This window comes from Francisella sp. SYW-2 (assembly GCF_008711475.1).
Lineage (GTDB): Bacteria > Pseudomonadota > Gammaproteobacteria > Francisellales > Francisellaceae > Francisella > Francisella salimarina.
Genome location: NZ_VXKO01000006.1, coordinates 63,542 through 83,861, shown reverse-complemented (window position 1 = coordinate 83,861; position 20,320 = coordinate 63,542). Strand labels below are relative to the sequence as shown.

Genomic DNA, 20,320 nt, shown 5'->3' with positions numbered 1-20,320 from the left:
TAAGATCATTCGCAGTAAACTCTTAATTACTATTTAGTAATTTGTTAATTAAAGGATAACATGGAAAAGAAGAGTCTTTCTACCCTTAGCTTGGTAGCTATGGGTGTTGGTGCTATTATGGGGTCAGGGTGGATGTTTGCCGCGCAGTATACATCGCAGGAAGCTGGTCCTGGATCTATTCTTTCTTGGATAGTAGGTGCAATTTTAATGATTTTTATAGCCTTAGTGTTTGCTGAGGTTTGTACAATTGTACCAGTTGAGGGGTCTACTTCACGCATTCCTCACATTACTCATGGGACTATGACAAGCTATATGTTCGCATGGATTACATGGATATCATACTTGGTCTTAGCACCAATTGAGGTTCAAGCAGTTATTCAATATTTGGCAGTATTTTATCCATCACTCATTGATGCTAGCAGAGATGGTGCTTTGTCGATGGCTGGAGTACCGTTAGCAATAATTTTCCTTTTAGGATTCTGTGTTATTAATTTTTATTCACTTAAATGGTTAGCAAAAATTAATAATATTGTTACTTTATTTAAGGTTGCTGTACCAATATTTATATCGATTGTATTTGTTATATTTTGTTTTACTTTACCAGCTTTAAAGGATATGAAAGCAGAAGAATTATCATTTATGCCATTTGGGTTTAATGGTGTTTTGGCTGCAGTTTCAGTTGGTGGTATTGCTTATGCTTTTACTGGTTTTAAAACTATAGTAGAACTCGCAGGAAGTACAAAAAACCCTAAGAAATCAATTCCAGTTGCAACGATCGGGGCAGTTTTGATTTGTTTGATTATTTTTCTATTCTTACAGGCTGCGTATTTATTGGTAATGTCAAAGTTTGTACACAATAATGATTGGCAAGGTGTTGTTATGCCAGGAGCTAGTTCATCTAGTTTTGGTCCATTTGCTGTAATGGCTCAAAGTTTTGGAGTTACATGGGTTATGTACCCACTCTACTTTGGAGCTATAGTATTCCCTCTTATGGCTGGTCTAATTTACTTTAGTATTGCACTAAAATCTTTGGGAGCTATGGTGCATAACGGTTACTTGCCAAGTGTTTTAGGGAAGTTAAGCCCAATTATGCAAAAACCAATCTATGCTATTGGACTTAATTTCTTGATCGCTTTAGTTATGTTTGCTCCATTCCCTGGGTGGAAAGAAATGGCTACTTTCTTAACGTCATTGATCGCTCTTACATACATTACTGGTCCAACATCAACCATGGCACTTAGACATCATCTACCTGACATGCATAGACCATTTAGGCTTAAAGGTGCTTATTTGCTATCAACTTTAGGTATGTTTGCAGCTACTTTGGTATTTCTATGGAGTGGATGGGCAATAGTTTCAAAAGCTGGTATAGCTCTAATTATTGCTTTGATTATGCTTGGAGTTTATAGAACCTTTAGAAAAGATAGATCAGAAGAAATACATTGGAATTTTAGAGAGTCGATATGGTTTTGGATCTATATTGTACTAGTTACAATAGTTTCTTATTTTAGCTCATTTGGCGGAACAGGGGATTTAAATTTATACTGGAGTTCAGCAATAGTTCTTGTGATTAGTTTTATCGTTATTACAATAGCGAAGAATCTATGTCTGTCTGCTGAAGATATGCAAGAAGGAATCAAAAAAGCTATTAGTGACGACAATTATATCTAAATAAACAATTTTATCTTATTATCTCATAATGTATTATATTGTTTAGAAAAGTTTATTAATAATACAATATGATTAAAGTATCTTTTCAGGGTGAGCATGGGGCTTATTCTGAGCAAGCAATAACTAATTTCTTAAATCAACAAAATATTAAAGATTTTCAGACAGTTCCATGCTTCTCGTTTTCTGAAGCAATTGAACATACTATAGCTGGTAAATCAAACTTTGTTATGATTCCCGTTGAAAACTCATTGGCTGGATCAGTCGTGCCAGCTTATGATGAATTAATTAAGAGTAATTTAAAAGTAAAAGCTGAAGTAGTTTTAAAAATCAAACACTGTTTAATGGGATTGGAGGGAGTGCAGCTTTCTGATGTTAAGAGTGTTATATCTCATCCTCAAGCATTATCTCAGTGTTCTAAAAGCCTTAATAAACTAAAACTTGTTCCTGAGGCTTTTGTTGATACCGCTGGAGCCGCAAAGTATATTTTTGAGAAGAATGTTAAAGATAATTTAGCAATAGCTGGAGAGCTTGCGGCAAAGACTTATGGGTTAAAAATTTTTCAAAATGAGTTTGAGGATGAACATTTTAACTATACACGTTTTCTATTAATGGGATATGACGATATTCAGGTTGATATAGATAATAGTAAATATAAAACAACTTTACTTTTTTCTGTTGAAGATAAATCTAATGCACTCGTAAATACCTTAAATGTTTTTGGTAAACATAATATTAATCTTACAAAAATAGAATCTAGACCATCAAGAAATAGGGCCTGGAACTATTTGTTTTTTATAGATTTTGAAGGTTCTGAAGATGATGAAAATGTTCAAAAGGCTCTGTTGGAAGTGCTTAAAAAGAGTACTTTTTTGAAAGTTCTGGGCTCATATAAAAGCTATCATTATAATTAAAGGACATGATTATGAGAAGGTATCTTAGTTTTATACTAATATTTTTTAGTATTGTATTTGTTTATGCTCAAGATGATATAACGGTTTTATCTTTAAATGACTTTCATGGTCAGGTTGAGCCCAATAAAGACATGGTTGGAGCAGCAAAAATAGCTAGTTTTATAGATAATTATAAAAAGACACATCCAAATCTGGTAGTGGTTGCAGCTGGCGATAACTATCAAGGTACGGGTATATCAAATATTTCTCATGGTGATGTGGTTAATGATTTTTTTTGATTACATTGGTGTTAAGTACTCTGCTGTGGGGAATCATGATTTTGATTATGGTCAGAAGTGGTTCAAGCATTGGTATGACAGGAATGGTATTAGATTTTTAGCTGCAAATATTAGTTATAAAGATGATTCGTTATTTGACTATTTTTATAGGAAATATACTGAGCAAAATTCATTAGATTATATTAAGCCTTTTGGCTATGAAACCTTACCAAGTGGTAAAACAATATATTTTATAGGATTAGCTACCTTAGAAACTCCTGATACTACAGCAGAAAAAAATGTCTCGAATTTGAAGTTTATGAATCCTGTTACAAGCGCTAATAAATGGGTTAAGTACATAAATAACTATAATAAGCACAAACTGCCAAAACCAGATACAATAGTCTTATTAACTCATATTCCTACTGATCAACAAAACTCTGAAATCTTTTTTGCAAAGAGGGCTGATTTGGGCGATGAGTCAGAAATATATGCGGTGGTAAATGGTGTTGACGATATCTCAGCTGTTTTGACGGGACATAGTCATAAGTTTGTTAATGGTTTGAAAAATGGTGTTGTAGTTGAACAAGGAGAGAGCCAAGGTAAAGATATAAGTGTTTTACACTATGATTGTCACACATCCGATGTATGTAAAGTAACACCTGAAGTTATTAATTTAGCTCAGGCTACAAAAAATCTTAAACCTAACAAGGAAGTTAGCAATATAATAGCTAAATACAATAATTCTGTTAAATCTGAGCTTGATAAGATCATAACAAAGGCTCCTGCTGATATGTCAGACGAAGCACAAGATGGTTACTACAATATTCCTTTAACTTATACATTAGCAGATATTATTAAAAATCAAACCGGTTCGGATTTAGCTCTTGTTAATTCACATGGTATTAGAAGATCTCTACCACAAGGTAATATTACCTATGGTATGATATATGAGGTGATGCCTTTTGATAATATGGTAGTCACTATGGATATAAAAGGGAGTGATTTATTTAAATTGATTGAGCATAGTTTGCAGCCACTTGGAGATAAACAGGTAGGTGTTTTTGCTGGATTAAATATTACATTAGATAAATCAAATCAAATAAAAAGGATATTAATCGACAATCAGCCTTTAGACGAAAATAATACTTATAAACTTGCAACTATTGATTTTTTAACTACTGGAGGAGATGGTTTCATCTTTGATAATGTTAAAAACTATAAAGACACTAATATTACTATCAGAGATATGGTAACTGAATATTGGTCGAGTAATAATGCTGATATTAAACAGGGCTGGCAGAATATAACAGTACAATAACTTATGTCATATGAAGTTGATATAATATATAAAAATGTTAAAAATCTAAAAATTTCCCTGAGTGTCGACGGTGTAATTACAGTTACCTCGCCCAAAGGAGTTTCAAAAAAAGAAATTCTAGAGCTTTTACAAACAAAAAAAAGATGGATAGATAGGCATACTAAACGTTTACTGATCAATCAAAGATATGACTACAATAATTATAATTTGGATGATGGAGATTGTATTTATTTTTTAGGGCGACAATATCCTATTCAAATAACTTGTTCAAAACATAACTTGGTTAATTATTGTGATGATTATATCGAGTTCTTACTAAATTCTAGTGTTATCAATAATAAAGAGTTTAAGCAAAAACTATTGGAAGAATTCTATAAGGATCAAGCAGACATTATTCTCAATAATCTTGTGGCTAAATATATGAAAATCACTAATCAAGAAATAAATAGAGTAACAATAAAGAAGACAAAAACTAGATGGGGCTCATGTAACTACGTTAAAAAAAATATAAATCTAAATTTTAATCTGATTTTAAGAGATATAGAGGCTATAGAGTATGTGGTGCTTCATGAAATAGCTCATCTGACTCATCCTAATCACTCCAAAGAGTTTTATGACTATATTTCATGCTATATGCCAGATTGGAAAGCTAGAGAAAAGAGATTAAAATAAGATATAATTTAATTATCTTGTATTATTTCAGTTTTAACTTTTGGAGGAGTTTTATGGAAAGTACGTTTGAGCTTTTTTCTATCGGGGTAGGACCATCTTCATCTCATACTATAGGACCAATGAGAGCTGGCAGCAATTTTATTAATTTGTATGAGGACAAGTTAACTGAAACCACAAGAATTAAGATTGATTTATATGGGTCACTTGCTCTTACTGGTAAAGGTCATAAAACAGATTATGCAGTTATCTTAGGTGTAATGGGGTTCTTGCCAGAATCTGTAGATATTGAATTAGCAAAACAGCTTTATGACGACTGTTTAAAGCAAAAAAAACTTAATTTAGGTCAAAAATTTGAAATTAATTTTGATTATGATCAGGATTTAATATTTCATTATGATGAATTTCTTCCAGAGCACTCTAATGGTATGCGTTTTTCGTTATTTGATGATGATAAGCTTCTTTGTCAAAAAGAATATTTCTCTATAGGTGGTGGTTTTATCGTTGATAAAAAACAAATAAAAAAAGATGAAGTTCCTACAGAGGTGGAGTGTAATAAGCCTTATAAATTCGCTAGCATGGCAGAACTAAAAAATATTTGTCAAAAAGAAGGTATGTCTATTGCTGAGATAATGTTTGAAAATGAGAAAACAGCTTATGGAGAACAATATTCTTTGAAGAAATTAGCTGAAATTTGGCAGGTTATGGAAACATCAATAGAAAAAGGCTTAACTTGTCCGGAAGCAATATTACCAGGTGGTCTTAAGGTTAGGAAAAGAGCTCCAAGTATGATAAAAAAACTTAAAGAGCAGAATGTTGTTAATACTGACTTTAACTATCTAAATGCCTTTGCAATTGCTGTGAATGAGCAAAATGCATGTGGTGAAAGGGTAGTTACAGCACCAACGAATGGAGCTGCTGGTGTGATTCCTGCTGTATTGAAGTATTATCTGCAGACTCATGAAATTATTAATCAAGATGAATTATCAAAAGTTGTTAATAAATATTTACTTGTATGTGCCGCTATAGGTATTTTATATAAATCAGGAGCCTCTATATCTGCTGCAGAAGTTGGTTGTCAAGGTGAAGTCGGAGTTGCCTGTTCGATGGCAGCTGCTGGCTATTGTGCACTGCTTGGTGGAGATATTGACTCTATAGAGTCAGCAGCAGAGATTGGTATGGAACATAATTTAGGATTGACTTGTGATCCTATTGGAGGATTAGTTCAGATCCCATGTATTGAGCGTAATGCAATGGGGGCTGTACAGGCTATAAATGCTGCAAAATTAGCTCATTTAGATACAGGCGAGAAGAGATTCGTTGGACTAGACTATGTTATTAAAGTTATGTATGAAACAGGTCTGGATATGTGTAGTAAGTATAAAGAAACCTCTCTAGGAGGTTTAGCGACCAATGTCCCTGTATGCTGATTCATTTCAATTATTCTACATAAATCATAAAATTCTACTACTGACAAAATTATACTAATTTAGTATAATTTGTTTGATTTATATATTTAATAGGCAGTATACAATGTATGATGTGAAAAAAATTAGAAAAGATTTTCCATTTCTTGAACAAGTAATTAATGACAAGCCTGTTGTTTTTTTTGATACAGGGGCTTCGGCTCAGAAACCACAAGTAGTCATCAATGCTGTAGCTGATGCATATAAGTTTAATTATGCTAATGTACATCGTGGAGTTTATCAGCTAAGCCAAGAAGCTAGCGACAGATATGAAAATGTACGTGTAAAGGTTCAGCAGTTTATAAATGCTAAGTCATCAAATGAAATTGTATTAACCAAAGGCACCACAGAGTCAATTAATCTGCTAGCAAATTCTATTGGCAAGTCAATTGTTTCTGAGGGAGATGAAATTATTGTTACTGAAATGGAACATCATGCTAATTTTGTGCCATGGCAAGTGCTCTGTGAAGAAAAACAATTAGTTTTCAAAGTGGCTAAAGTCAATGATAATGGTGAACTTGATATTCAAAACCTTTTATCTTTGATTACAGATAAAACTAGGGTTGTGGCTATAACCTTGTGCTCAAATGTCTTAGGGACTATTAATCCTGTCAAAAAGATAATAGAAGACATTAAAAAGATTAACACAAATATATTAGTAGTTGTTGATGGTGCTCAAGCTGTTATACATTCAAAAGTGGATGTCCAAGATTTAAACTGTGATTTTTTTGTGTTTTCAAGTCATAAACTATATGGACCAACGGGTGTTGGTGTTCTATATGGTAAATATGAGTTACTACAAAAATTACCTCCATATAACTATGGTGGGGATATGGTCAATGACGTAACAATTAATAAGACAACATTTGCGTTACCTCCGTACAAATTTGAGGCGGGGACACCTGATATAGTTGGTTCTATAGGGTTTGGTGAGGCTATAGACTACGTTAATTCTATTGGTATGGAAAATATAGCAAACTACGAGCAACAGTTATTAGAGTATGCAACAACAGAGCTACAAAAAATCGAAGGTCTAAAAATAATTGGTCAGGCTCAAAATAAAGCAGGAGTCATAACATTTGTTGTTGATGGCTGTAATGCTGGTGATATTGGAGAGCTATTGGCTATAAAAGGTATGTGTGTTAGAACAGGAAAGCATTGTGCGCATCCTTTATTAAATAGAATGGGTGTTTCATCAACTGTGCGCATATCATTTGGTATGTATAATACTGTTGAAGAAATAGACTTATTTATTAAAGCATTGAAAAAAGTAATATCTCAATTAAAATAGTCACAATAAACTGAAAAGGTTAGATAATATGGTCGAAGTTTTTGATCCTAATAATAATATTCTAGAGGTCACAGAAGCTGCTGCTAAGCATTTTGAAAAGCATTTGGCTAAAGACTCTGAAAACATAGGTATATATATAGGTACAAAGTTAATGGGTTGTTCTGGATTAGCTTATGATATAGATTTTGTTACTAAACAGCCAAATGATACAACGATAGTAGATAAGCATGGTCTAAAGTTTTTTGTATCTAATAAGTCCATGGATTTTTTAAATGGCTTGCAAATTGATTATGTTAAACATGACTTTGGACTATACAAATTAGAATATACTAATCCAAATGAATCAGCTCGTTGTGGTTGTGGTGAAAGCTTTACAATTTAGGAATATATAAAAAATGAAGACAACAGATGTAACTATAGTAAGAAGGCAAGTAAAAGCAGTAGCTGTTCCATTTGGTAATGAGATTGAGCTTATGCCTGGTCAGGAAGTTTTGGTAACTCAAGATAAAGGTGGAAGTTTTACATTAAACGTAAATGGTAATTTGCTCCACTTAGATGGAAAGGATGCTGATGCAATAGGTAAGCAGGTAGTTAAATATCCAGTTGAAAATTATGAAATCAAGCCTGGAGACCCTATAAATATGGATGCAGTTTGGGATCAGATGAGAACAGTTTATGACCCTGAAATTCCAGTTAATATAGTCGATTTAGGCTTGATTTATAATGTAGTTACTAGAAAGTTAGAGAATGGTAATTTTCATGTGATTATAGATATGACTCTTACAGCACCAGGTTGTGGTATGGGCCCTGTACTAATGACTGATGTTGAGAAGCGTGTAGCAATGCTGCCAAACGTTGATAAGGTTGATGTTGTGATGGTCTTTGATCCACCATGGAATTCGGAACTTATGACAGAAGAGGCTAAACTAGAGTTAGGATTATTTTAATTGAGTCATGACAAAAATAGCAATTTATCCTGGTACTTTTGATCCTATCACAAAAGGCCATGTTGATTTGGTTGATAGAGCATTAAATATTTTTGATGAAATAGTGGTAGCAGTATCTACCGCATATGGTAAGAAAACTCTCTTTGATTTAGATACAAGAGAGCAAATGATTAGAGAAGTTTTCAAAGATAATAGTAGAGTTAAGGTTGTTAGCTTTGAGGGACTTCTGGTAGATACTGCCGCAAAGTATAATGCCTGTGCTATTGTGAGGGGATTAAGAGCAGTATCTGATTTTGATTATGAGTTCCAGATGTCTAGTATGAATAATAAGCTTAATAGCGATATTCAGACTATGTTTTTAACTCCCAGTGAAAAATTTTCTTGTATATCATCTACGTTAGTTAGGGCAGTTGCTATTCATAACTATCAAAGAGTAGGTGAGTTTGTACCAGAGTGTGTATTTAATAAAATAAAGCTAAAATATTCTAAGGACTAGTATGGCACTATTGATTACAGATGATTGTATAAATTGTGATATATGTGAACCAGAATGTCCTAATGAGGCAATATCACAAGGTGAGGAGTATTATGAAATTAATCCTGACAAGTGTACAGAGTGTGTGGGTCACTTTGAAGAGTCTCAATGTACCAAGGTATGTCCAATAAGATGTATCATAACAGACCCTAATAATATCGAAAGCCAAGAAGAGTTATTAATCAAATATAGAATATTAACTTCATAAAAATTAAAAAAAACTTGGAAACTTTATTCTAATTTTGTATAATGCTTCAGTCTTATTTATTTACTACTAGTTTAAAAAAGAGTTTTAAAAGGAGCTTTTGATGAAATTAAAGAACATTGTTATCGCAACGACAGTACTATTAGGTACGGCTACGTTTTCATTTGCTGCAGGTTCTGACAATATGGATACGTCAGTAGATGCAAATTCAACAGCTACTCAAAGTAGTGCTGGAAATAGTTTCCTTACTCCTTTTGCTAATACATATAGCTCTTTAACTAACAAAGACAATACTTGGGGTCCACAAGATAGAACAGGTCAATGGTACTTTGGTGTAGATGCTAATGGTCTTGCTGGAACGCCTAATTCTCCTTCTGGAGCTGGTGCAAATATGATAATTGGTTATAACATCAATAAATATTTTGCAGTTCAATATAACCAATTAGTTGGTAGAGTATTTGCAGGTTTAGGTGAGGGTGTTATTAATTTCAGTAATAGTACTATGATCACTCCATATGCTGCTGGTGGTGCTGGTTGGGCTAATTTGGCTGGTCAAGCTACAGGTGCATGGGACGTTGGTGGAGGTCTTAAATTTGAGCTTTCTAGAGATGTTCAAGTAAGTGCTGATTATAGATATATTCAGACAATGGCTCCAAGTGGTATGTCAGGTGCTCAAGGTAGAGCGGGTACTAACATGATTGGTGGTGGTATTACATGGTTCTTTGGTGGCAAAGATGATAATAATAATGATACTGGCAACATCCAAGACAATGGTGCTACTACAGCTGCAGAAACTACAGCTATGCCGACAATTGATGAATCTAAGTATGTTTTACCTCAAGGTATTAAGCAGTGTGAAGGTAACTTCAACTTAACTAAAGAAGGTGTTGCTTGCTATACTGTGAACGGCGATGATGTAACAGTTTATTTAGATACTAAATTTGCTTATGATAGTTCAAAATTAAACAGTAAGGGCAAAGATGCTATAGCATCTTTTGTTAACTTTGTTAAGAACAGTGATATTAACACAGTAACAGTTAAAGGCTATGCTTCTCAAGGAACAACAGGAAGTGAATTTGAGATATATAACCAAAAACTTTCTGAGAAGAGAGCAGAAGCTGTAGCTGAGTACATGAAGCAACTAGGTTTAGATAATGATAAAATCATTACTAAAGGATTTGGTTATGAGAATACTTTAGATGGTATTCATAAGTCAGATGCTCGTAACCAACGTGTTCAAGCGAGTGTATCAGCTCCCTTAAAAGAAGAAGCTTAATTTCTTAACTTATTAATATTAATCTCTCGAATTTTCTTTTATCATTTTTTAATTTATTTTAGATATTTAAATACTGATTTTTATATCATCATGTTGTAGAATCAGAAAATGTGAATATTAAGGCTCTCAATTAGTCTATTTTATTAACTATCTCTTATTGTACATCTAACTTATATTAGTAAGGGTCTATAGATAACTATGGTACTTATCATATGTTTCTCTATGAAGGTTATAATAAATGTCTGTTTTAAAGTAGGAAATATCCTACTAAGTGTTTTGGTGAATTTTGTTATACCATGAAGATTATCTTAGCGATAGCCTTTAAGAAATATGCTTGGGAAGTGCTACGAGCAAGAGAATAATACTATTTTTGTAAAATAATATAGTAATAAACTTAGATAAAATATTTTGGATAAAATGAACAAATAAGGTTGCTAGCCTATAGCATCTCCCATTTGGAACATTGGCATATACATACTTACTACAAGGAAACCGACAACACCACCTAGCACAATCATAATTAGAGGTTCTAACATTGAGCTCAAACTTCCTACAAGTGTATCAACTTCTTCTTGATATACTCTATTAAGGTTTCCAAGCATCGTTTCTAAAGCACCTGACTCTTCACCAACAGCTATCATCTGTTCTACTAAGAATGGGAAGCTTCCCGTTTCAACAATAGCTTCTTTAAATGACGCTCCTTCACTGATACTTTTTTTAATGTCTATAGCGGCTTGGTCATACTTGGCATTACCTGTTGCTAATGAAACCATATCTAATGCTCTTGTTAAGCTCATACCTGATTGAACAGTAATCTCTAATGTACTAGCAAATCGTGCTAGAGCAGATTTGAAAATAACCTCACCAATTATTGGTATTTTAAGCATAAAATGGTCTTGTGCAACTTGTATTTTTGGGAATTTGAATTTCAGAGATTTAAATATTGATAGTGACATAAATATTATAAGAATAATTTTCCACCATGAATCTTGCATGAAGTTAGATGCATCAACAGTGACTTGAGTAATCGCAGGCAGGGGTTTTCCAGAGTTTATAAACATTGCTGAGAATGCTGGAACCGCAAAAGTTAAAAGTATCCCTGTTACACCGGCTGCTATAACACATACAACAATTGGATATGAAAGAGCTTTTTTAACTTTCTTTTTAATACTTTGTAATGCTTCACGTTGGTCAGCTATTTTATTAAGCATAAGATCTAGGTTACCAGATTCTTCTCCAGCAGTTATGAGACCTATATAAAGCTTATCAAAAACTTTTGGAAAATTACTCAAGGCTTTTGAAAATGATTCACCACCTTCGATAGCTTGCTTAATTTGGATGGCTAATATCTTTAGACGAGGGTGTTTACGAATACCCATTATGAAGACTTCAAAAGATTTAATAATTGGGATACCTGCTTTTGTCATTGTAGCTAGCTGACGAGTCATTTCCGTTATATCCTGATATGATATTTTTTTCGGAAGTAAATCTTTAGGCTGTTTTTTGACTTTAACATCAGTGTAGCCTTTTTGTCTTATTTGAATCTCAGCTTTTTCTTTAGTATCAGCATCTATGATTCCTTTTATGGTTTTACCATTTTTGAGCTTGGCCTTATAGCCCCAAGATGTAATCGTTATTTTGTTTTTATTCTTATTTCCAAATAGCATATTTTATCCTTTAACTTACTCTGTAAGCCTCTTCCATAGATGTTAACCCTTGTGAAACTCTTACTAGTGCTGACTGTCTAACTGTGGCAACTCCTTCTTTTTGAGCCTGTATTGCTAGCTCCATAGTGTTTTTGTCTTCTAATATCATTTTTGCAATTTCTCTAGAAACGGGCATAACCTCATATAAACCAAGTCTTCCTTTGTATCCTTTAAAGCATCTTGGACATCCTTTAGGGTTTGGTTTGTATATCTTTGCACTCTTTACTTTTTCAAGTTTTGTACCGAATGTTTTCATAAGTATCTCATCATTTAGGCCACTGTCCTCAACAAGTAATGAAAACTCGGTATCAGTATCTTCTAATTTGCATTTTGGGCATAATTTTCTTGTTAAACGCTGAGCAATAATCAACGTTACAGAAGTAGCAATATTATATCTAGGTAAGCCCATATCTACCAATCTATTTAATGTTTCTGGAGCACTATTTGTATGTAGTGTTGACATAACCAAGTGACCTGTTTGAGATGCCTTAATTGCAATCGATCCTGTTTCAATATCCCTAATCTCACCGACCATGATTATATCTGGATCTTGACGTAAGAAAGATTTAAGAGCCGCGGCAAATGTTAAACCCTGTTTATTATTAACGTTAACTTGGTTGATACCTTTTACAAAAAGCTCGACAGGATCTTCTGCTGTAGAAATATTTTTTTCAGGTTTATTCAGAATGTTTATACCTGTGTACAAAGTAACTGTTTTACCTGAACCAGTTGGACCTGTTACTAGTACCATGCCTTGTGGTTGTTTGATATATTTAAGATATGTTTCTTTTTGAGTTTCTGAGAAACCTAATTGTTCAATTGGTATTTGTGTTGAACTAGAATCAAGAATACGAAGTACAACTTTTTCACCAAAACTTATTGGACATGTACTAACACGAAAATCAATAGCTTTTTCTCTTGAAAGAGAAATTTTAAATTTACCATCTTGAGGGATTCTTTTTTCTGCGATATCAAGGCTAGACATAATCTTAAGTCTTGATATAACTTTAGGTCCAAGATTTTTTTTGGTATTAAAAGTCTCTATTAGTAGGCCATCTATTCTGTATCTAATACGAAAGTTTTTTTCATATGGTTCAAAGTGTATATCTGAAGCACCTTTTTGTATTGCATCCACAATAGTATTGTTGATGAATCTAATGATAGGAGCTTCTTCATCTTCACCACTTCCTATTATGGCATCTCCCTCACGCTCACCTTCTTCAACAAAGTCAATATCAAGCTCACCACCAGCATTCATCTGCTCCTCAAGTTTTGATTCGCTTTCTACGTGTCCTTCATCTTTGAGATATTGATCGTATTCTTCAATCTTTTCTCGTATTAGGTTAATTTCTCCTACAATAGGAGTAAAAGAGTAATCATATTTACTGCGTAGTTTTTTTAGTATTTCTTGACTATCTATTGGATTAGCTATTGCTACATAAATGCTCTTTTTTCTTTTAAATAGTGGTAAACATTTATTCTCATTACAAAACTCAGCATCAAAGTAATCTTGCGGTAGAAAATTTACATTTATAGCAGTTAAGTCAATATACTGTAAACGTAACAGAGTTGCAGATTCAATCATAAATGATTTACTATCAACTAATTCATGATCAATTAGGTAGTCTAAGAGGTCTTGTTTGGCTAGTGATTTATCTAAACTTATCTCTTCAAGTTGCTCTCTTGTTATAAGCTTACGATGTAGTAGTAAAGAAGCTAGCTTCTTGTTAATATACGGACTATCAATCATTTATACTAAAATAAATCACAAAAATTAACAAAAATTATATCATGATTGAGATAATTATTAAAAAACAAAATATTCAATATAAATTAATAAAAAGGATTTATTTTAATAATATTTTTTAATGTATAATTCAAATTCGAGTTTAATAAATTTTTTGATATATGCATGTAGATAGATATATTTCTCATAGAGGCGCAAATAATGATGCTGTAGAAAATACAATAGAAGCCTTTCAAATTGCCAAGAATGCTGGGTTTAATTGGTTTGAAACAGATGTGCAAATGAGTTCTGATGGGGTGTTATTCTTGTTTCATGATGATACTCCAAAAAGGTTTTTTGATATTGATAAAAATGTTACTAATATGTCAATATTTAGCTTAAAGTCTTTAGAGCTTGTTCATCCTAAGTTAAAGTCAACAGCTAAAATATTAACACTGAAAGAGTATATCGAGTGGGCGGAGCATAATAATGCTTTTTTGAATCTTGAAATTAAAGTAAGTAATGAAAATATAAGCTACCAAAAGACTTTAGTCGCTAAGGTTATTGAGCTTCTTGAGCATTATCCAACTATGAAATCAAAAATTTTATTGTCGAGCTTCTCAAAAGTGGTAATGAGAGAGTTAAGAAGATATAAAGATTTTACTCAAGGTAAACTTTTTTACACCGTTAACTGGGTTAGGGATTTTGAATATATTGATAGTGATTTTTATAAAGACTTTGTTAAAAACAAATATATAGCAATCATAATAAATTATAGCTGCTTAACCGATTCAAGAGTTAAATATTTGAAACGTAAATTTGGTAAAGTTTTTGTTTATTCTGTTTATACAGATGATGAAATTAAACACTTGCTTGAATGGCAGGTTGATGCGATATTCATTGATAAGAAAGAACAGTTAAATCTTAGTCTTTAGATAATCTTTTAAAAGATATTCTACATCTATTATAATACTTTCACTATGAGGACAATCTTCAGGATAAAAGTACTTTAACTCGATAAAGCCTTCTGCAATTCTATATTTGAAAGTAACAAACGGATATTTTTCCTTAATCACTTCTAAGTTTTCTGCAAGCAGGCTTTCACCAATATTGAAAATATTCCATTTTTTACGAACTATTTTTCTTTTTTTACTTGTTTTGTTGTTTAGATTTAATGCTTCAAGCATAGGAATGCACTCTCTAGGAGGTCCAGGAAAAACATATATATATCGACCAGACTCAAACTCTAGTTTAAATCCGTTTGCAGTACCATTTTGATTTATTAAGATTTCTGAGCCCTGAGGAAACATAGCTTGTTTTTCAGTACCCAAAGTAATTCTACCATATTTTTCAATCATCCTTTTTTCTAGTTTGTGCCATGAGTCATCGTCTAAAGATAGACTTTTGTCAAAATATTTGGCAATTGACTCTGTGGTTAAGTCATCTTCAGTGGGACCCAAACCGCCTATAGTTATAATGTTTTTATGATTTTGCTTTAGAAACTCTATACTTGAAACTATATCTTCATAATCATCTTTACACGATATATGAAACCCTATTTCAAAATCATTACTTACTAGGTATTTAGCAAAATTACAGGAGTTAGTATTAACTATATCTCCATCTACTACCTCATCGCCAATAGCTATAAAGCCGAAATCATATTTCATTATCTTCCTTACAAATTTTTGTAGAATTATTAAAATCCGCTATTCTTGGACATGATTTTTATGTATCATGATTTGTGAAGTATATATTAAGTGTATACAAGATTGAATATCTAAGGAGTCTTTAATGAAAATACTATCTACAAATGTTTATGTCGGACCTAATATCTATGCAAACTTTCCTGTTATTAAACATGAAATTGATTTGGGAGTGCTTGAAGAATGGCCATCTGCAAAGATTGGTCAGGATTTTGTAGATCGACTTGTGGATAGTTTACCAGGATTAGAAGAGCATGGTTGTTCATATAGAGAAAAGGGTGGTTTTATCCGTAGAATGAGAGAGGATGAAGGCACTTGGATGGGTCATATTTGGGAGCATGCAATACTAGAGCTTCAAGATATAGCTGGTAGTAATGTAACATATGGTCGTACTAGATCGACAGGTGAGCTTGGTTGTTATAATTTGGTCTATGAATATAAGCAAAAAGATGTTGGTCTAAGAGCTATGGAGTTGGCTAGAGATTTATTGATATCTTTATTGCCAGAGGATCTTAAAAAACAAGTGGCTCATAAGAATGAAGATTTTGATTTTGAATATGAAAAAGTAAGGTTTATAAAATTTGCACAAAGCAAAGAATTTGGACCAAGTACAGCATCATTAATTGAAGCTGCTAAAAAAAGAGATATTCCGTATCTTAGATTGAATGACCATTCATTAGTTCAATTTGGTTATGGTAAATACCAACAAAGAATTCGAGCAACAATTACAGGTAAAACTACTAGTATTGCTGTTGACTTATCTTGTGATAAAAATCAGACGAATACTATTCTACAAGGTTTGGGGCTTCCTATGCCTAAGCAAAGGATGGTAACTACTGAAGAGGGAGCTATGAGAGCCGCAAAAATCCTAGGCTTCCCATTAGTTGTTAAGCCTCTGGATGGTAATCATGGTCGTGGTATATCTATTAACTTAAAAACTATGCAAGAAATTAAAGATGCCTTCGTTGAAGCAAATAAAGTATCTAGATATGTTTTAGTGGAGCAGTTTGCTACTGGTTTCGATCATAGAATGTTGGTGGTTGATGGTAAGCTTGTAGCTGTTGCTAAAAGGGTTCCTGGTCATGTGATAGGAGATGGTAGGCATAATATTAAAGAGCTAGTTGATATTGTAAATGAAGATCCACGTAGAGGCGTTGGACATGAGAAAGTTCTAACAAAATTAGAGTTGGACTATCAAGCTAAGACTTTATTGGCAGCTGCTGGGTATGATGAAAATACTATTCTTAAGGATGGAGAAGTTTTCTATTTAAGATCTACAGCCAACCTTTCAACTGGTGGTACAGCTATTGATGTCACTGATATTGTACACCCTGACAACAAAGATATGGCGGAAAGAGCTATAAAAGCTATAGGTCTTGATGTTGGTGGTGTTGATTTCTTGATAGATGATATATCACAATCTTATCACGATATTGGCGGTGCTATTTGTGAATGTAATGCTGCTCCAGGGTTTAGAATGCATGTGGCTCCTAGTGAGGGTAAATCTAGAGATGTTGCAGGTGCAGTAATAGATATGCTGATTCCTAAAGAACATGGTAATGCTAGGATTCCAATTGCTGCTATTACTGGTACAAATGGTAAAACTACAACATCACGTATGGTTGCTCATATGTGGAAAAATGCTGGGAAAATAGTAGGACTTACAACCACAGATGGTGTTTATATCAACGGAAAACTAACTGTAGCAGGTGATACTACAGGTCCAGCTTCAGCTCAAATGGTTTTGAAAGATCCTTCTGTAGAAATGGCAATCCTTGAAACTGCTAGAGGAGGGTTACTAAGAAGTGGTATGGGCTATGATTACTGTAATGTTGGAGCGTGTTTAAATATATCCTCTGATCACCTAGGTCTTAAAGGAGTTAATACGTTAGAAGATTTGGCTAAAGTTAAGAGTATAGTTCCTCAAGCAGCAAAGGATGTCGCAGTTCTAAATGCTGATGATCCTAATGTACTTAAAATGTCAGCTAAAGTAACAGCAAAATATATACTATATGTAACTATGAATCCAGAGCATGCTTTAGTTAAACAACATATACGTGCTGGCGGTAAAGCTTGTATTATTGAAAAGGGTGTTAATGGAGATATGATTACAATTTTTGATAATCATGTTCATATACCAGTTTTATGGACTCATTTGATTCCAGCTACAATGGAAGGTAAAGCTATCCATAATGTTCAAAACTCTATGTTTGCAATAGCTATATCTTACAGTATGGGTATGAGTTTAGATGATATTAGAGATGGATTGAGAACATTTGTAACATCATTCTACCAAGCGCCAGGACGTATGAACTGGTTTGAGGAGCATCCATTTAAAGTACTGATGGATTATGGACATAATCCAGCAGCAATAAAGCTTGTGAGCCAGATGGTTGATAATATGGAGTTTGCCGGTAAGAAAATATGTGTTTTAGCATCACCAGGTGATAGAAGAGATGAAGATATCTACGAAATAGCTAAAACTGCTGCACCATATTACGATCACTTTATTTGTAAGCGTGATGATACTCTAAGAGGTCGAGCTCCTGATGAAGTTCCAAGAATGCTTAAAGAAGGTTTAATAGAGGCTGGTGTGACTGCCGATAGGATAGAAACTATCGAGAGTGAGCAAGAAGCTGTGGATCATGCTCTGGCAATGGCTCAGGATGGTGATCTGGTAGTTATTTTTGCAGATAAATTAAAAAGAACATGGAAGCAGATTATTTACTTTAACAAAGAAGATGCTGACGACAATAAAGAGCAAAAAGAAGAAAAGAAAGAAATGTTTTCTGCTTCTATTATTGCTCAGGATTCTAGTCTATCAGAAGAAATTTCTGAAGTTATAAAAGCAGGTGTTATAGCTGATGAGAGTGGTGTTAGAGTTATTTTTGATGAAGAAGATAACGACTAATTGTTTATTACTATTTTAAGGGAGCCTTTATATGATTCCTGAAGGTTATTCACGTAGACTTGTTGGACCTAACTTGTTTTTTAAAGAGACTGGAACGGTTCTGGATGTGCCACTTATAGAGCACCGCGATAAATTGACAGAACTTTTTTATCAAGAGGCTAATAGGATTCTTCCTGTATTAGGTTGGCAAGATATAAAACTTACTCATAAGTTTTTTAATAATGGTGTTCGTTATGCAATGATTGCCCCTGTCGATATTACAATGCCAGCGTGTGATGTTATTGACTTTATTTGGCTTTCTGTGAGAGAAGGTTTTGAAACAGGCAGTTTCAAATCACTTCAAGAAGCACAAGATGAGCTAATGCCTTTTATAAATGAAGACAAAAACTTAACTTATAGAAAGCTTTATGAATTAGCTAAATCCAAAGGTTTTAATGCTTTTAGAGATAAGAATAAAGCTTATGTTGGTTCTGGTACTGGTTGTTATGAGTTTGATTTAGACAACGATAAAATTGAAGATGTTGACTGGTCAAAAGTTTATGATATACCGGCTGTTATTGTAACAGGTACAAATGGTAAGACTACAACGGTCAGACTTACTGATTATATCTGTCGTACAGCAGGTAAACTTACAGGGTATACATCTACTGATTGGGTAAAGGTAAATGATGAGTTGATAGATGAGGGCGATTACTCAGGTCCAACAGGACATCAATTTGTTCTTACAAATAAGAAAGTCGAAGTAGCTCTGCTAGAGTCTGCTCGAGGAGGACTTTTAAAAAGAGGTTTAATAGAAACTTATGTTGATGCAGCAGCTGTTACGAATGTCTCTGCTGATCATTTAGGTGAAGATGGAATAGAGACTGTTGCAGAGTTAGCAGAAGCAAAATCGATTGTGTTCCGTACGATGGGCAAAGGCTCTCATGCTATTATCAACTTAGATAATTCGTATATGAAAGAGCGCTTTGATAAGTTAACTTGTGCAAAAATTATCGTGACGCAAAATCCAGAGCAACACGATATGGACTATTATTTATCAAAGTCTGATTATGCTTGTATTGTTGAAAATGGTAGCTTTACTTGGATAAGTAGTGACTCTAGACAGGAAATACTACCAGTTGTTGATGCTCCATTGACAGTTAAAGGTTTTGCCAAGCATAATATCGAAAATGCTATGATTGCTATAGCTTTATCTTTTAAGCTTGGAATTAGTTTTGATAATATCGAAAAAGCTCTTAGAAGCTATAAGAATGATCCTAAAGTTAATAGAGGCCGTGCTAATATCTTTGAGTTTGATAATAAGGTTGTGGTTCTTGATTATGCTCATAATGAAGCTGGTATGGATGCGTTATTGAGTATGATGAAAGCTTATGATAAAGGTGGCAAGAAATACTTGATGATTGGTACTACTGGGGATAGGAAGTATCTGATACCTGGCATAAATGACATTATAATTAAGCATGGTATTGATTTTGTGGTCATTAAAGAAACAGAGAAGTATCTTAGAGGAGCTGAGCCTCTTGAGCTACCGACATTAATCCGAGGTGATTTACAGAGCAAAGGGTTTGATATCTCAAAGACTTATATTTCACATGGTGAGCTAACAGGTGTGAAGTATATCTTAGACAAGCTTGAAGATGATGATATTGGCATTTTCTGTTGTCAGGCTGAGCTAGAGGAAGTCGCAAACTATCTTGAGAACCTAGCTCAGAAGTAATTAAA

18 protein-coding genes are annotated in these 20,320 nt (G+C 33.4%); 15 read left to right on the top strand and 3 right to left on the bottom strand.

Annotated elements, in window-relative coordinates; all coding sequences use genetic code 11:
* Positions 1-60 precede the first annotated feature (60 nt).
* The 12 genes from F3D57_RS03740 (at position 61) to F3D57_RS03690 (ending at position 10,549) form a co-directional block, all read left to right on the top strand.
* Entirely contained in the window at positions 61-1,671 is a 1,611-nt protein-coding gene (locus F3D57_RS03740) for an APC family permease (protein WP_150465247.1), read from the top strand.
* A gap of 68 nt (positions 1,672-1,739) precedes the next feature.
* Positions 1,740-2,582: a prephenate dehydratase gene (gene pheA / locus F3D57_RS03735; protein ID WP_013923383.1), complete on the top strand. Its 843-nt coding sequence runs from the start codon at positions 1,740-1,742 to the stop codon at positions 2,580-2,582.
* 11 nt (positions 2,583-2,593) lie between these two features.
* Complete coding sequence (locus tag F3D57_RS10350) at positions 2,594-2,860, top strand: hypothetical protein (protein WP_224728147.1); 267 nt, start codon at positions 2,594-2,596, stop codon at positions 2,858-2,860.
* Complete coding sequence (locus F3D57_RS03730; protein ID WP_224728146.1) at positions 2,847-4,160, top strand: bifunctional metallophosphatase/5'-nucleotidase; 1,314 nt, start codon at positions 2,847-2,849, stop codon at positions 4,158-4,160. Before F3D57_RS10350 ends, F3D57_RS03730 begins: the two co-directional genes overlap by 14 nt.
* Positions 4,161-4,163: 3 nt before the next feature.
* Entirely contained in the window at positions 4,164-4,832 is a 669-nt protein-coding gene (locus F3D57_RS03725; protein WP_150465246.1) for a M48 family metallopeptidase, read from the top strand.
* Between the two features lie 53 nt (positions 4,833-4,885).
* On the top strand, positions 4,886-6,259 hold the full coding sequence (locus tag F3D57_RS03720) for an L-serine ammonia-lyase (RefSeq protein ID WP_150465245.1): 1,374 nt from the start codon (positions 4,886-4,888) through the stop codon (positions 6,257-6,259).
* A 103-nt stretch (positions 6,260-6,362) separates the two neighbouring features.
* Positions 6,363-7,586, top strand: a complete 1,224-nt coding sequence (locus F3D57_RS03715; RefSeq protein WP_150465244.1) for an aminotransferase class V-fold PLP-dependent enzyme — start codon at positions 6,363-6,365, stop codon at positions 7,584-7,586.
* 28 nt (positions 7,587-7,614) lie between these two features.
* The gene (locus F3D57_RS03710; RefSeq protein WP_149368075.1) at positions 7,615-7,968 is read left to right on the top strand and encodes a HesB/IscA family protein; all 354 of its coding nucleotides are present in this window, start codon (positions 7,615-7,617) and stop codon (positions 7,966-7,968) included.
* Positions 7,969-7,981: 13 nt separating this feature from the next.
* A complete protein-coding gene (gene sufT / locus F3D57_RS03705) occupies positions 7,982-8,533 on the top strand; it encodes a putative Fe-S cluster assembly protein SufT (protein ID WP_013923377.1) in 552 nt (183 codons plus the stop codon).
* A gap of 7 nt (positions 8,534-8,540) precedes the next feature.
* The gene (gene coaD / locus F3D57_RS03700) at positions 8,541-9,029 is read left to right on the top strand and encodes a pantetheine-phosphate adenylyltransferase (RefSeq protein WP_150465243.1); all 489 of its coding nucleotides are present in this window, start codon (positions 8,541-8,543) and stop codon (positions 9,027-9,029) included.
* 1 nt (position 9,030) lies between these two features.
* Positions 9,031-9,276, top strand: a complete 246-nt coding sequence (locus tag F3D57_RS03695; protein ID WP_013923375.1) for a YfhL family 4Fe-4S dicluster ferredoxin — start codon at positions 9,031-9,033, stop codon at positions 9,274-9,276.
* 100 nt (positions 9,277-9,376) lie between these two features.
* Positions 9,377-10,549, top strand: coding sequence for an OmpA family protein (locus tag F3D57_RS03690; RefSeq protein WP_150465242.1), 1,173 nt, complete (start codon positions 9,377-9,379; stop codon positions 10,547-10,549).
* 434 nt (positions 10,550-10,983) lie between these two features.
* Here the strand turns inward: F3D57_RS03690 and F3D57_RS03685 are convergent, their stop codons facing one another.
* Both F3D57_RS03685 and pilB read right to left on the bottom strand, forming a co-directional pair.
* Complete coding sequence (locus tag F3D57_RS03685) at positions 10,984-12,216, bottom strand: type II secretion system F family protein (protein ID WP_150465241.1); 1,233 nt, start codon at positions 12,214-12,216, stop codon at positions 10,984-10,986.
* Between the two features lie 10 nt (positions 12,217-12,226).
* Complete coding sequence (gene pilB / locus F3D57_RS03680) at positions 12,227-14,005, bottom strand: type IV-A pilus assembly ATPase PilB (RefSeq protein WP_146421176.1); 1,779 nt, start codon at positions 14,003-14,005, stop codon at positions 12,227-12,229.
* Positions 14,006-14,163: 158 nt separating this feature from the next.
* Here pilB and F3D57_RS03675 point away from each other — a divergent pair, with 158 nt between their 5' ends.
* On the top strand, positions 14,164-14,916 hold the full coding sequence (locus tag F3D57_RS03675; RefSeq protein WP_150465240.1) for a glycerophosphodiester phosphodiesterase family protein: 753 nt from the start codon (positions 14,164-14,166) through the stop codon (positions 14,914-14,916).
* Here F3D57_RS03675 and F3D57_RS03670 read toward each other — a convergent pair.
* Positions 14,899-15,651: a competence/damage-inducible protein A gene (locus tag F3D57_RS03670; RefSeq protein WP_150465239.1), complete on the bottom strand. Its 753-nt coding sequence runs from the start codon at positions 15,649-15,651 to the stop codon at positions 14,899-14,901. The genes F3D57_RS03675 and F3D57_RS03670 overlap by 18 nt on opposite strands.
* A 124-nt stretch (positions 15,652-15,775) precedes the next feature.
* Here F3D57_RS03670 and cphA point away from each other — a divergent pair, with 124 nt between their 5' ends.
* Positions 15,776-18,598, top strand: a complete 2,823-nt coding sequence (gene cphA / locus F3D57_RS03665) for a cyanophycin synthetase (protein WP_150465238.1) — start codon at positions 15,776-15,778, stop codon at positions 18,596-18,598.
* Positions 18,599-18,629: 31 nt separating this feature from the next.
* Positions 18,630-20,315: a Mur ligase family protein gene (locus tag F3D57_RS03660; protein ID WP_150465237.1), complete on the top strand. Its 1,686-nt coding sequence runs from the start codon at positions 18,630-18,632 to the stop codon at positions 20,313-20,315.
* The last annotated feature ends 5 nt before the right edge of the window (positions 20,316-20,320 follow it).